Raw genomic sequence first — 12,772 nt, forward strand, 5'->3', positions numbered from 1 at the left:
AGGCCGGACGCGAGCCGCCCCCAACGCGCTACCTTCGTGACACAGCGTGATCGAGTCTCACGGGGGAGCCGCCATGTCGGTCAAGGAAGCAGTCACCGCGCACACCGTCGCCTACGGGCGCGCCGCGCACCAACTGGAGCTGCGGAAGAACGAGTTCGACCTCGCCGTCCAGCTGGGCCACGTACGGACCGTGCCCGGCGCCGACGGCGGGAGGCCCCGGGTGGCCGCGGACGAGATCGAGCGGCTGCGCGCCGCGCCGGACTTCCCGGCCGGTCTGCGCGACCGCGTCCGCACGGTCGGCACGAAGGGGGCCGCCGAGCTCGCCTCGATCACCGCCGACCGCTTCACCAGACTGGCCAGGACCGGGCACCTCGGTCCCGTCGCGTTCTACCTCAACCGCTACCGGGCCGTCGTGTGGCTCTACCTCGCGGGCGAGGTGCGGGAGTTCGCCGAACGACACCCGGAGCTGCTCACCGGCAGGCTCCCCGCCCCGCTACGCGCCAGGCTCGACGGGGGCGAGGACGTCCGGGCGCGCAACTGGCGGGCACGACGACTCGGGCTCCTGCTCCGCCGCGCCGACGACCCCTGGGCGGCCGCGGCGGCCATCGCGTCCCTCCTGCCGCCCGACCAGGTCGCCGAGGTGGCCGGCGATCCGTACGAGCGGGCACACCTCGACCTGCTCCGCCCCGTCCTGGTCAACGCACGGCCCGAGTCCCTGGCCGCCCGGGACATCATCGACCGTATCCAGCTGGCCGACGACCCGGACGAAGTCCTCTGGCACCGGATGAGTCTCGCGCTGGCGCTGGAGGAGGCCCGGGCACTCCGGCCCGCCCCCTGTCCGGAAGCCGTTGGTCACCGGCCGCCGCGTGCCCCACGCCGGCCCGGCCGCACCGGGCTGCTGAACCGCCTGCGACCGGGCAGGCGCAGGGTGCCGCGAACCGTCGCGGTCCGGTTGTGACCGACGCAGGGGCGCGCCGGGCGTCAGCCGCGTGGCAGGACCGTCGAGAGCACGCCCGGCAGCGGATACCAGTCGGCCGACACGATGCTGGCGTGCCGACCGGCGAGCAGCGCGACGCGCTCCCGGGCCTGCGTCTCGGTCGGGTTGGTGCCGTCGATGGCGGGCGCCACGTCGTGGGCGTCCGTCATCACCACCAGGTAGTGGCGGCTGTCATACCAGGCGGTGTCGATGGAGCCACCCGCATAGGCGGCGGCATCACCGTCGAAGACGACGAACCAGGGCCGTATGGAGGCGTCCGCGTAGCGGGTGCGGGGATCGCCCGCCGCCGCATGGTGCACCGCGGGAAACGCGGCGGCCTCCCGCAGCCGCCCGCCGACGGCCAGGTTCCGCAGATGTGTGGCGTACTCACGATCGGTCCACAGGGTGTCGAGCGGGTTGTCCTCCTCGACGGTGCCAGGGATGAGTTCCACCACGAACTTCCCCGCCATCGCCGAACGGGCGGGCCAGCCGCCGGCCCGTGCGGCGGTGTCGAGATCCGGGTGGCCGCCGGCCAGATCCGCCGGCCGGAAGAGCGCGTCGCCCAGCCGGGCGGTCAGCAGCGCGTCCAGCGCCGCCGGGCCCCGGCCGCTGTTGGCCTGGAAGCCGTCCTTCAGCTCGAGTTTCAGCAGGACGGGCCGGTGTCCCGGATGGGCGTCATGCCACGCCCGGATGTCCGCGAGGCATCCACCGAGGTCCTGGTTCCTCGGCTTGCCGCGCAACTCACCGGCGTGTGTGGCGTTCACGCAGTTGTTGTCGTTGCCGAGGGGGTTGCTGTGGGAGACACGCCACGATCTGCCGAACGCGTTCGTCCACACGTCGATCTCCAGCATGCCCGCTCCGGAGTCCAAAGCGTCGGCCAAGTATGGGTATTTGACCTTCTCATACGCGTTGTGGACGCCCACCCCGGTGGAGTCCGCATAGGGCAGTCGCTCCGGATCGGCGGACGCGGAGGCGGTGGAGTGGCCCAGGCCCGGCGCGGCTCCGAGCGAGAGAGAACCGGCCAATACGGCGGACGCGGCTGTCAGCGCGGTACGCGACACCTTCATCATGAGCCCCCTGCTCCGGGTCGGCGTCCATCAAGTCGACCGCAGCGTAGGGCAGTTGTCTGAACGAGGGGAGACCTCGCGGCTGCGGTCGTGCGAACGGGACCACCCGGCACCGACATTCGAGAAGCACACCGGTGTGCGGTCGCCGCGGCCGTGGCGCGGGCACCGACCGCCGTTCCAACGAGCGGCGTCCGGAGTGGTCGTCCGGGCCTCCGTCGGTGGACCGGGGCCAGGGGCAGGCCCACAACCAAGGGGGCGGGGGGAGGGGGAGGGGGTGGGGGGAGGCCCCCCAGCGCCTCCCGCATGGGACACCCACTCACCCCCCACCCACCCCCCGGGCCGGACGGCCGGCGAACGTCCGGAGCGCCGGCCACCGCCGGCGAAGAACGTGCCGTTCCTGGTGTTCGGGTGGTCCGCCCGCGTGCGCCGGAGGCCCGGGGCGTGCACCATGGCCGCATGCTGCTGGCCCGACTCGCGGAGGTCTCCCACCAGGTCGCCGCCACCTCCGCGCGCTCCGCCAAGATCGCCGCACTGGCCGATCTGTTCTCCGCGACCACGCCCGATGAGGCCCCGCTGGTCATCGCCTATCTCGCGGGACGGCTTCCTCAGGGGCGGATCGGCATCGGCTGGAGCACCCTCAAGGTGCCCGTTCCGCCCGCCGCCGGCCCCACGCTCACGGTCGCCGACACCGACGCGGCCCTGACCGCGCTCGCCGGGGTCGCCGGTGCCGGGGCACAGGCGGAGCGGCAGCGGCTGGTGCGGGAGCTGATGGGCGCCGCCACCGAGGCGGAGCAGCAGTTCCTGCTGCGGCTCCTGACGGGCGAGGTCAGACAGGGGGCGCTGGACGCGATCGCTCTCGAAGGTGTGGCCAGGGCGGCGGCGGCGCCCGCCGCCGACGTACGGCGGGCCGTCATGCTCGAAGGGTCCCTGCCCCGCGTCGCCCAGGCGCTGCTCGCCGAGGGACCTGTTGTGCTGGAGCGGTTCCAGCTGCGGGTGGGCAGCCCCGTCCATCCGATGCTGGCCCACACGGCCAAGAGCGTGACCGAGGCCATCGCCGCGCTCGGACGCTGCGTCGTCGAGGAGAAGCTCGACGGGATCCGCGTCCAGGTGCACCGCTCGGGCGACGACGTGCGCCTCTACACCCGGTCGCTCGACGACATCACCGACCGGCTCCCGGAGGTCACGGCCGCCGCCCGTGAGCTGCCGGGGGACCGGTTCGTCCTGGACGGCGAGGTGATCGCGCTGGACGCCGCCGGCCGGCCCCTGCCGTTCCAGGACATCGCGTCCCGCGTCGGCTCCCGCGTCGACGTGGCGACCGCGGCTGCCGCGCTGCCCGTGTCACCGGTCTTCTTCGACGTCCTGGCCGCCGACGGGGCCGTTCTCGTCGACCTGCCCGGCCACGAGCGGCACGAGGCGCTGGCCAGGCTCGTGCCGGCCCCGATGCGGGTACGGCGCACCGTCGTCGAGGATCCCGGGGATCCGGAGCAGTCGGCCGCGGCCGAGGTGTTCTTCGCCGAGACGCTCCGGCGTGGCCACGAGGGCGTGATGGTGAAGGCGATCGACGCGCCGTACAGCGCGGGTCGCCGCGGCCGCTCGTGGCTGAAGGTCAAGCCTGTGCACACCCTCGACCTGGTCGTCCTGGCCGCCGAGTGGGGCCATGGCCGCCGCACCGGGCTGCTCTCCAACCTTCACCTGGGCGCCCGGGCCGCGGACGGCACGTTCGTGATGCTCGGCAAGACGTTCAAGGGCCTGACGGACGTGATGCTCCGGTGGCAGACGGAGCGGCTGCGGGAGCTGGGGGTCGAGGACGACGGCTTCACCGTCCGCGTCCGGCCCGAGCTCGTCGTCGAGATCGCCTACGACGGTCTGCAGCGCTCACCGCGCTATCCGGCCGGGGTGGCGCTCCGGTTCGCCCGGGTGCTTCGCCACCGCCCCGACAAGCCGGCGGCGGAGGCCGACACGATCGACGACGTCCTGTCGCGCGGCGGCCCTCCGCCGCCCGGAGCGGTCTGACCGCGGCGGGCACGGCCGGCCGGCGGGCGCGTCGGCCAGTGAGGTCGCCCCCCATCGCCGGGTACGCCCGCCGTACGACGTGTCCGGCGACGGATGTTCAGTCGTCCAGGGTGGTGTACCGGTAGCGGGCCCACAGCGGCAGGACGAACCAGCACACCACGTACCAGCTCACCACCCCCGTGACCAGCCAGGGGACGAACCCGTCGTGCGTCGCGACCCGCAGTACCAGGAACAGCGCCGATATCAGCGTCGCCAGCAGCAGCACCAGCCCGGTGAATGTCAGCCGCGACGCCCACACCACGGCCTGCGGCTTGATCCGCCGCCCCGACACGATGCGGTGGAACGCGACCGGCCCTATCAGCGCCCCGGTCGCGGAGGCGCCCAGCGCCACCGTCGCGATGTAGATGGTCTTGTCGGTGCTGGACAGTTCGGCGAACTTCGGTGTGAACACCACCGTGAGCAGGAAACCGAAGAGGATCTGCACGCCCGTCTGGGCGACGCGGATCTCCTGGATCAGCTCGGCCCAGCGCCGGTCCGCGCGTTCGTCCGGCGTCTCGTCGCGCCCCCGCTGGCCCGCCCCCGCCGTCCCGCCGCCGTTCCCGGACGTACCCCGCTCGTCTTGCTCTGGCATGTTGTCCTCCCGGTCCGCCCCTCAGTGTTCTTCTCCTAACCCGGGACGACCGGATCAAGCGCCGGGCCCGCTTCCGTACGGCACCCGAAGGAACTCGGCGGGTGTCGGGCCCCCGGAACGCGACGGACCCGCGCGCGGCGCTCATGCTCGTACGACACCTGAGGGAGTGACTGGACTTGAGGGAGAGACCGGGGCGTCCCGCGCGCCGGTGAAGGCGAAAGCGGAGTGGCGGTCCTCGCGGTCCTTCCGTGTCGGCGCGGATCACCGGAGCGAGGCCGGTGGGTGCTCCGCACTCGTCACCGGAATCGAAGGTTAAACCTCAAGTCCAGGGTGAGACTTGTGACGGACGAGCACGGAGAGATCTGAACGGAGAGGTCATGACACGAGCGGCGGTCTTCGACGTCGACGGCACACTTGTGGACACCAACCACCTGCATGTGACCGCGTGGTGGGAGGCGTTCCGGCAGGCCGGGCACGACGTCCCCATGCATGCCGTCCACCGAGCGGTGGGCCTGGGGTCGCACGACCTGATCGCACGTCTGCTGGGCGAGGACCGGGACAAGGAGCAGGACGACGCGATCAGCGCCGCCCACAAGACCCTCTACGGAACGTACTTCGACCGGCTGCCCGCCTTCCGGGACACCGGCCGCCTGCTGAAGACCCTCGCGGGCGACGGCTGGACGGTCGTCCTGGCCACGTCCGCCGGCGGGGGAGAGCTGTCCGCGCTGCTCCGGGCCATCGACGCGGACGACGCCATCACGGCAACCGCGAGCGCGGACGACGTCGAGGAGGGCAAGCCCGCACCGGAACCGGTGCTCCACGCGCTGGAGCTGGCGGGAGCGCCGGCCGGGGGTTCCGTCTTCGTGGGCGACACGGTCTGGGACATGAAGGCCGGCACCCGCGCGGGCGTCACCTGTGTGGGTCTGCTGTGCGGAGGCATTCCGGCCGCGGACCTGACGGAGGCGGGGGCCGCCGTGCTCTACGACGACCCCGCCGACCTGCTGGCGCACCTGGACCGCGGCCCGCTGGGCGGGGCCGCCGCCGGGGGCTGAAGGCGCGCCGGACGCGTCACTTACCGAGCTCGCGCTGGAGCTCCGACTTGTTCATGGAGGACCGGCCCTGAACACCCTTGCGCTTGGCCTCTTCGTAGAGCTGGTCGTACGTCGGGCCCTTGGGGCCGCTGCTGCCGGACCGCTGGCCGCCCCGCTTGGAGGAGGACATGTCCTGCTTGGACGTCTTGCTCGCGGTCTTGGACTCCCCGGAGCGGGCCCGCTCCTTGTTCACCGTACGGGCCGCGATCTCCTCGGCCCGCTTCTCGCTCGCGCCACGCTTTTTGGAGCTGTCCTTGATGTGCTCGTACTGCCGTTCACGCTTCGGGCTGGATCCTGCCGGCATGCGTTCCTCCTGACGGTTCCTCTTGCGGACCCCCCTGCTGCTCCTCACCCTCGTACCAGGCACCCCCCTCCGCAAACGCGCCGCGGAAGATCCTGATTGGCGGGCCCGCAGCGAGGTATTCGTGCCAGTACCGGTAGTCGACCGGACCCGAGGAGTGGAGCGACGTGGGAAGCAACGGAACAACGAAGAACCATCCGGTGGACTGCGACGTCACCGTGCAGCTCAGTGACTGCGGCCGCGAGGACGCGAGGGCCGTCTTCGAGGCGCTCGACCGCGTCTTCACGGGCTGCGACATGCCCTCGCCGGGCCCCGAACAGGCTCATGACCACGAGCCCACCGTGTGGATGGCCACGTTCGACAGTTCGGCCCGTCGGGATGAGCAGCCCGGCCCGCCGCCTCTCGGCGCGCTGGTCACCGCCGTGCTGACGGGTGACCACCAGGCGGTGGGGGAGGTGGAGAAGGCGATCGGTGGGCTGTTCGAGGTGCGGTCCGCCACGTCGGTGTCGGGCGAGCACGAGAGGGAAGCGCGTATGCTGCTCGCGTCCCGCCGGGTCACCGGCTGACCGCGACCGCCGGTCAGGTCACGCCGCCAGGCGCCACGAGGAGCACGAGCTTCCTGAGCCACGGCGGTGCCGTCGACCACGACGGTACGAAAGGCGGCACGAGGCCGCGGCCCGCACATCGCGGGCCGCGGCCTCGTCACGCTCGCCTCGTCACGCTCGCCTCGTCACGCTCGCCTCGTCACGCTCGCCTCGTCACGCTCGCCTCGTCACGCTCGCCGTCACGTCCGCGCCCCTGTGAGGGAGGCGAAGTCGATCTCCTTCGCCTCCACCGTCCGGGCGCTCATGTTGCGCCGCATCATCTCCAGAGCGGCGTCCGCCAGCGACTCGTGGATGTGCGCCACCGCGTCCGTGGGCACTGTCACCTCGATGTGCCGGATGTGCGCGTCGAGCGCCGAGTACAGGACGCACTGCTCGGTCACCTGGCCGCACAGGACCAGGTGGTCGACGCCGAGCTGCGCCAGCAGATACGCCAGCGGCGTCTCGTAGAAGATCGAGTGCCGCGCCTTCACCACGAACAGGGAGGAGTCGTCCGGCTGGACGGGTTCCACCAGTTCGGCGTGGGGGCCCTCCAGCGCGGTGCGCAGAATTTCGCCGTGGTGCGAGCGCCACTCGCCGAAGTTGTCGTTGACGTAGATCACGGGGACGCCGTGCTCCCTGGCCTTCGTGAGCAGGTCCACCACGACGGGCAGGGCCTCGCGCACCGAGGGCAGGAGCAGCTCGGCGTCCTGGTGCTCATAGGTGTTGATCATGTCGATGACGACGAGCGCGGTGCTGCCCGCAGCGTCCTGTGCTCGCCCCGGCGCACCGGTCTTTGACGTACCCATGCCGCCCGCCTCAGCCGAACGCGTCGCGCAGCGCGGGGAGCAGCTTCTTGGCCGACCAGTCCAGGAAGGCCGGCTGCGAGTCGCCGCCGATCTGGACGAGCGCGATCTCGGTGAAGCCCGCGTCGGCGTACGGCTTCACGGCGGCCACGAAGTCGTCCGGGTCGTCTCCGCAGGCAATGGCGTCGGCGACGTCCTCGGGCTTGACGAACCGCGTCGCCGCGTCGAACGAGTCCGGATGCGGGAGCTCGGAGTTGACCTTCCAGCCGCTGCCGAACCACCGGAACTGGTCGTGCGCACGGCGTACGGCGGCCTCCTTGTCCGGGTCGTAGCAGACCGGCAGCTGGCCCACCCGGGCCTTGCCCTCGCCGCCGTACCGGTCGAAGGCCTCGAGCAGGTCGCCCTTGGGTTCCGTCGCGATGACGAGGTCGGCGAGACGCCCGGCCAGCTCGCAGGACCGCCGGCCGGAGACGGCGAGACCGATGGGTGGCGGCTCGTCGGGCAGGTCCCACAGCTTGGCCGATTCCACGTCGAAGTGGGCGCCGTGGTGGGTGACGTGGCCCCCCTCGAACAGGGCCCGGATGATGTCGATGGCCTCTTCGAGCATCTCGTGCCGTACGTCGACGGAGGGCCAGCCGCCGCCCACGACGTGCTCGTTCAGGTTCTCGCCGGAACCAAGTCCGAGCCGGAACCGCCCCTCGGACAACAGCTGGAGCGTCGCGGCCTTCTGGGCGACGACGGCCGGGTGGTAGCGGAAGGTCGGACACGTCACGTACGTCATGAGCGGAATGCGCGAGGTCGCCTGCGCGGCGGCGCCGAGCACGGCCCAGGCGTACGGCGCGTGGCCCTGCGAACGCAGCCAGGGGAAGTAGTGGTCGGACGTCACCGAGAAGTCGAAACCCGCTTCCTCGGCCTGGACGACATGGTCCACGAGGGCGCGGGGCCCCGCCTGCTCGGTCATCATCGTGTATCCGATTTGCACCATAAACTCGCGATTTCCCAGAAGATCTCATCGAAAACATGCGCGCATCGCCGAGGCTCCCGCCCGGTATACACGGCATGTATACACCGTGTGTAGAGTGCGAGGCGTGTTCGGCCGGCGCCTGCCGGTCGAACCCCTCCACCCACCACGGAAGAGAGATCCTCCATGCCGTTCGGCAAGAAGTCACCGATGCGTCGCAAGGCCGCCGCCTCCGCCCTGGCCGTGGTCCCCTCGCTCGTCCTGGCGCTGGGCGGCTGCTCCGCCGACCGGGTGGCGCCGGCCGGTGCCAGGTCCGCCGCCAAGGGGGAGGCGGGCCCGGTGGACTGCCGGAAGCTCACCTGCATCGCGCTCACGTTCGACGCGGGGCCCGGCAAGGACACGCCCGAGCTGCTCGACATCCTGAAGGAGAGGAAGGTCCCCGCCACCTTCTTCCTGCTGGGCCGGAAGCACGTCGACCGTTACCCCGACGTCGTACGCCGGATCGCCGCCGAGGGGCACGAGGTGGCCAACCACACCTGGAGCCACCGGATTCTGACGGACCTGGAACCCGAGGAGATACGCCAGGAGCTGTCCCGCACGCAGAAGGCGATAGCGAAGCTCACCGGCCGCAGGCCCACCCTCATGCGCCCGCCGCAGGGCCGGACCGACGACACCGTCTCCGGGATCAGCCGCGAACTCGGCCTCGCCCAGGTGCTGTGGAGCGTCACCGCCAAGGACTACTCGACCACGGACTCCGCCCTCATACGGCAGCGGACGCTCGACGGCGCGAAGAAGGACGGCATCATCCTGTTGCACGACATCTACGACGGCACCGTCCCGGCTGTGCCCGGAATCATCGACGAGCTGAGGGAGCGCGGCTTCACCTTCGTCACCGTGCCGCAGCTGCTCGCCCCCGCCACGGCGGAACCCGGCACCGTCTACAAGCCGTGAGCCCAGGTCGGGCAGGGTGAAGTGGACCACACCGGGGAACACTCCCCGATGGTTGACCGTTCATCCGGATGTGGTGCAAAGGGGCCCGTGTCCCCGGCCTCGGGCCGCGAGATGACCGCCCTTCGCGCCACGGCGAAAAGCCCCGGCTGGCTTCCCCCCGTCCAGTCGGGGCTCCGTCGTTCCCCGCCCGTCACGGCCCGCCCCCTGGCCGCCCGCCCGTCACGGCCCGCCTCCTCCCTGCCCGCTGTCACGACCCGCCCGTCACCCGCCCCCTCGCCGCCCGCCCGTCACGATTCGCCACGTCACCCACTGCCGTCACGCAACGCCGCCCTCGTCCCGCGCGTTCCCGCCCGCCGTGCGACGCTGCCTCCACAGGACGCCACGCGCAGGACGCAACCCACAGGACGCGCCCCCGACGCCGGGCGCCCCTGAGCACGTCACCCGCCGGACGCAGGAAAGCAGAGTCCAAGGAGAGCGCCGCGATGACGCAACAGGCCCGGGAACTCCTCGAAGCCACCGCACAGGCACTCGCCCCGCAGCAGGGCGCCAACCGGCTCGTCGCCGCCATCGCCGACGGCACGGCCGGCCGGGTAGCCATCGGCACCCTGGCCCTGGAACAGCGCCACATCATCGCCTCCGACCGCCGGTCCTTCCTCCACCTGGCCGCCCGCGCCGCCCCGCGCCCCCACGGCACGACCCTGTTCACGACCCTCGCGGAGGCCGAGGCCCTGGCCCAGGACCGCCTGGGCGCGCTGCTGCACGGCTGCGGTCTCGACGAGGTGACGGCGGAGGCGTACGAGCCCGAGGCGGGCTGCCAGGCCTACCCGGCGTACGTCGCCTGGCTCGCCCTCAACGGCGACCCGGCGGACGTCGCCATCGCCCTGCACGCCAATTTCGCCGCATGGGGCGGCTACTGCGCGACCATCGCCGGGGCGCTGCGCACGCGCTACGGGTTCACCGACGAGGCCTGCGGCTTCTTCGACTTCTTCGCCCTGCCGGCGCCCGCCCTCCTGGACCAGGCCGTCGCCGCCGTGCAGGAGGGACTGGACGGCGGGCACGTCACCATGCCGGCCGCGCTCCGCTACGGCAGGCTCCTGCAGTCCTACGAATCGATGTTCTGGGACACGCTGTCGCCCCGGGCGACCGGGCACCCCTGACGCAACCGCCGCAGGTGGCGCGTTCGCAACAGCCGGATGCGGGTACCCGCGCTGCGTTCGTTCCCCGACAGGCGGACAGCGGAGGCTTCCATGGCCGTGCGGCACCAGTTGATCAAGAGGCCCCCCGAAGCGGTGTGGGCCGTCCTCGAAGACGCGTCGCGCTACAGCGACTGGGTCGTCGGCACCTCCTCGTCCCGGCCCAAGAAGGGCGACTGGCCGCAGACGGGCTCGGCCCTCGAGTACACCGTCCGCCTGGGCCCCTGGACGGTCGACGGCGAGACCGTCGTACGGCTCTACGACCGGCCCAGGTGCCTGGAGCTGGAGGCCAAGAGCGGCGCACTGGGGACGGCCAGGATCGCCATAGAGGTACGCCCCTGGGGCGACGAGACGCTCGTCGTCGTCGACGAACACCCACTGCGCGGTCCCGGCGGGCTGCTGCACAACACCGTCATCGACGCCCTGCTCCAGCTGCGCCACCGTGCCATGCTCCGCCGACTCGCCGACGTGATCGAGGGGGAGACCAGGTGACCTCCGGCCCCGTCCTGCCGGCCGCGGAGCCCGACACCGTCCCGGACGCCGTGGTCATCGGGGCGGGCCCCAACGGCCTGGTGGCCGCCAACCTGCTCGTCGACGCCGGCTGGTCGGTCGAGGTCCTCGAAGCGCAGGACGAGCCGGGCGGCGCGGTCCGCAGCGACCGCGGCGTGCACCCGGACTACGTCAGCGACGTGTTCAGCGCCTTCTACCCGCTGGCGGCGGCCTCCCCGATCCTCTCCCGGCTCGGCCTGCACGAGGAGGGCCTCCGCTGGAGCCACGCGCCGCGCGTGCTGGCCCATCCGCTTCCCGACGGACGGTGCGCGGTGCTCGACCGCGACCGTACGGCGACGGCGGCCGGGCTGGAGAAGTTCGCGCCCGGCGACGCCCTGGCGTGGGACCACCTCTGCGACATCTGGGACCGGCTCGGCGCCGACATCGTCGACGCGCTGTTCACCCCCTTCCCGCCGGTGCGCCCGACCGCGCGGCTGGCCGCCCGGCTGCGCGCCGCGGGCGGGCTGCGGCTGGCCCGCATGATGGCGCTGCCCGTGCGCCGCCTGGCGGAGGAGGAGTTCCGCGGCGAGGGCGGCCGGCTGCTGCTGGCCGGCAGCGCCCTGCACGCGGACCTGGCCCCCGAGGCGGCCGGCAGCGGCGGGTTCGGCTGGCTGATGGCCATGCTCGGCCAGGCCCACGGCTTCCCCGTGCCGGTCGGCGGGGCGGGCGCGCTGACCGACGCCCTCGTACGCCGCCTCCGGCGGCGCGGCGGCGTGGTGCGCTGCGGCGAGCGCGTCGTGGAGGTGACCGTCCGCTCCGGGCGGGCGGTGGCGGTCCGCACGGCCGCGGGGGAGACGGTGCCGGTGAACCGGGCGGTCCTCGCCGACGTGGCGGTGCCCGCGCTGTACGGAGACCTCGTCGCCCCCCGGCACCTGCCGTCCCAGCTGCTCGACGACATGCGGCGCTTCCAGTGGGACTGGGCCACCTTCAAGGTCGACTGGGCTCTGTCCGGACCGGTCCCCTGGACGGCCGGCGAGGCGGCGGCCACCGCCGGCACCGTACACGTGGCCGACGGCATGGACGACCTCACCCGCTTCTCGGCCCAGCTCTCCATGCGTGAGGTACCGGACCGGCCGTTCCTGCTGTTCGGGCAGATGACGGCCGCCGACGCGTCCCGCTCCCCGGCGGGGACCGAGTCCGCGTGGGCCTACACCCACGTGCCCCACCGGGTGCGGGGCGACGCGGGCGACGACGGCTTCACCGGCACCTGGGACGCCCGGGAGCAGGAGGCGTTCGCCGACCGGGTCGAGGCCCAGGTCGAGCGCTTCGCGCCCGGATTCCGCTCCCTCGTCCGCGCCCGGCGGATCCTCGCCCCGCGGACTCTCGAGGCGATGGACGCCAACCTGTACCACGGCGCGGTCAACGGCGGCACCACCGCCATGCACCAGCAGCTGTTCTTCCGGCCCGTACCCGGTACGGGGCGGCCCGAGACCCCGGTGGAGGGCCTCTATCTCGCCTCCGCCGGCGCCCACCCGGGGGGCGGTGTGCACGGCGCGCCCGGCGCCAACGCGGCCCGCGCCGCCCTGCGCAGCTCCCGCCCGCTGCGGCGCGCCCTGAGCCGCGCGCAGGCCGCCCTGGCGGGCCGCGGCGCCCGCGCCGTGTCCGGCCCCGAGGACCTGCCGAACTCCGAGTGACCGCACACGGCGGGGCCC

General features: G+C 72.7%; 13 protein-coding genes. 8 read left to right on the forward strand and 5 right to left on the reverse strand.

Annotated features, from left to right (window positions below):
- Positions 1–46: 46 nt before the first annotated feature.
- Entirely contained in the window at positions 47–958 is a 912-nt protein-coding gene (locus tag AC07DW_RS06660) for a DUF6397 family protein (protein WP_478856514.1), read from the forward strand.
- Between the two features lie 23 nt (positions 959–981).
- Here AC07DW_RS06660 and AC07DW_RS06665 read toward each other — a convergent pair whose 3' ends face one another.
- Entirely contained in the window at positions 982–2,046 is a 1,065-nt protein-coding gene (locus AC07DW_RS06665) for a phosphatidylinositol-specific phospholipase C domain-containing protein (protein ID WP_478856515.1), read from the reverse strand.
- 453 nt (positions 2,047–2,499) lie between these two features.
- On the opposite strand from AC07DW_RS06665, the gene AC07DW_RS06670 reads away from it, so the two are divergent.
- Positions 2,500–4,056, forward strand: a complete 1,557-nt coding sequence (locus AC07DW_RS06670; protein WP_478856516.1) for an ATP-dependent DNA ligase — start codon at positions 2,500–2,502, stop codon at positions 4,054–4,056.
- A 97-nt stretch (positions 4,057–4,153) separates the two neighbouring features.
- Here AC07DW_RS06670 and AC07DW_RS06675 read toward each other — a convergent pair whose 3' ends face one another.
- Positions 4,154–4,687 (reverse strand): DUF6328 family protein, encoded by a 534-nt coding sequence (locus AC07DW_RS06675; RefSeq protein WP_478856517.1) that lies wholly within the window; start codon positions 4,685–4,687, stop codon positions 4,154–4,156.
- Between the two features lie 377 nt (positions 4,688–5,064).
- Between AC07DW_RS06675 and AC07DW_RS06680 the strand changes: the two genes are divergently transcribed.
- Positions 5,065–5,739, forward strand: a complete 675-nt coding sequence (locus AC07DW_RS06680) for an HAD family hydrolase (RefSeq protein ID WP_478856518.1) — start codon at positions 5,065–5,067, stop codon at positions 5,737–5,739.
- Positions 5,740–5,755: 16 nt separating this feature from the next.
- Here AC07DW_RS06680 and AC07DW_RS06685 read toward each other — a convergent pair whose 3' ends face one another.
- Positions 5,756–6,082: a plasmid stabilization protein gene (locus AC07DW_RS06685; RefSeq protein ID WP_478856519.1), complete on the reverse strand. Its 327-nt coding sequence runs from the start codon at positions 6,080–6,082 to the stop codon at positions 5,756–5,758.
- Positions 6,083–6,246: 164 nt separating this feature from the next.
- Here AC07DW_RS06685 and AC07DW_RS06690 point away from each other — a divergent pair, with 164 nt between their 5' ends.
- Complete coding sequence (locus AC07DW_RS06690; RefSeq protein WP_478856520.1) at positions 6,247–6,645, forward strand: hypothetical protein; 399 nt, start codon at positions 6,247–6,249, stop codon at positions 6,643–6,645.
- 218 nt (positions 6,646–6,863) lie between these two features.
- On the opposite strand, the gene AC07DW_RS06695 is transcribed toward AC07DW_RS06690, so the two are convergent.
- Positions 6,864–7,469, reverse strand: coding sequence for a cysteine hydrolase family protein (locus AC07DW_RS06695; RefSeq protein ID WP_478856521.1), 606 nt, complete (start codon positions 7,467–7,469; stop codon positions 6,864–6,866).
- A gap of 10 nt (positions 7,470–7,479) precedes the next feature.
- Complete coding sequence (locus tag AC07DW_RS06700; protein ID WP_478856522.1) at positions 7,480–8,451, reverse strand: LLM class F420-dependent oxidoreductase; 972 nt, start codon at positions 8,449–8,451, stop codon at positions 7,480–7,482.
- Between the two features lie 186 nt (positions 8,452–8,637).
- Here AC07DW_RS06700 and AC07DW_RS06705 point away from each other — a divergent pair, with 186 nt between their 5' ends.
- The 4 genes from AC07DW_RS06705 (at position 8,638) to AC07DW_RS06720 (ending at position 12,754) form a co-directional block, all read left to right on the forward strand.
- On the forward strand, positions 8,638–9,378 hold the full coding sequence (locus AC07DW_RS06705) for a polysaccharide deacetylase family protein (protein ID WP_478856523.1): 741 nt from the start codon (positions 8,638–8,640) through the stop codon (positions 9,376–9,378).
- A 482-nt stretch (positions 9,379–9,860) separates the two neighbouring features.
- Positions 9,861–10,535 carry a transcriptional regulator gene (locus tag AC07DW_RS06710; protein ID WP_478856524.1) on the forward strand — a complete coding sequence of 225 codons (675 nt, stop codon included), beginning with the start codon at positions 9,861–9,863 and terminating at the stop codon, positions 10,533–10,535.
- Positions 10,536–10,625: 90 nt separating this feature from the next.
- A complete protein-coding gene (locus AC07DW_RS06715) occupies positions 10,626–11,063 on the forward strand; it encodes an SRPBCC family protein (RefSeq protein WP_478856525.1) in 438 nt (145 codons plus the stop codon).
- On the forward strand, positions 11,060–12,754 hold the full coding sequence (locus AC07DW_RS06720) for a phytoene desaturase family protein (protein WP_478856526.1): 1,695 nt from the start codon (positions 11,060–11,062) through the stop codon (positions 12,752–12,754). The genes AC07DW_RS06715 and AC07DW_RS06720 overlap by 4 nt, the downstream gene beginning before the upstream one ends.
- Positions 12,755–12,772 lie beyond the last annotated feature (18 nt).

This window comes from Streptomyces sp. NPDC045701 (genome assembly GCF_056432045.1).

What these genes read in the sequence shown, in the direction of transcription:
- AC07DW_RS06665 (WP_478856515.1), bottom strand. Translation starts at nt 2,046, where the DNA reads ATGATGAAGGTGTCGCGTACCGCGCTGACAGCCGCGTCCGCCGTATTG.
- AC07DW_RS06670 (WP_478856516.1), top strand. Translation starts at nt 2,500, where the DNA reads ATGCTGCTGGCCCGACTCGCGGAGGTCTCCCACCAGGTCGCCGCCACC.
- AC07DW_RS06675 (WP_478856517.1), bottom strand. Translation starts at nt 4,687, where the DNA reads ATGCCAGAGCAAGACGAGCGGGGTACGTCCGGGAACGGCGGCGGGACG.
- AC07DW_RS06680 (WP_478856518.1), top strand. Translation starts at nt 5,065, where the DNA reads ATGACACGAGCGGCGGTCTTCGACGTCGACGGCACACTTGTGGACACC.
- AC07DW_RS06685 (WP_478856519.1), bottom strand. Translation starts at nt 6,082, where the DNA reads ATGCCGGCAGGATCCAGCCCGAAGCGTGAACGGCAGTACGAGCACATC.
- AC07DW_RS06695 (WP_478856521.1), bottom strand. Translation starts at nt 7,469, where the DNA reads ATGGGTACGTCAAAGACCGGTGCGCCGGGGCGAGCACAGGACGCTGCG.
- AC07DW_RS06700 (WP_478856522.1), bottom strand. Translation starts at nt 8,451, where the DNA reads ATGGTGCAAATCGGATACACGATGATGACCGAGCAGGCGGGGCCCCGC.
- AC07DW_RS06705 (WP_478856523.1), top strand. Translation starts at nt 8,638, where the DNA reads ATGCGTCGCAAGGCCGCCGCCTCCGCCCTGGCCGTGGTCCCCTCGCTC.
- AC07DW_RS06710 (WP_478856524.1), top strand. Translation starts at nt 9,861, where the DNA reads ATGACGCAACAGGCCCGGGAACTCCTCGAAGCCACCGCACAGGCACTC.
- AC07DW_RS06715 (WP_478856525.1), top strand. Translation starts at nt 10,626, where the DNA reads ATGGCCGTGCGGCACCAGTTGATCAAGAGGCCCCCCGAAGCGGTGTGG.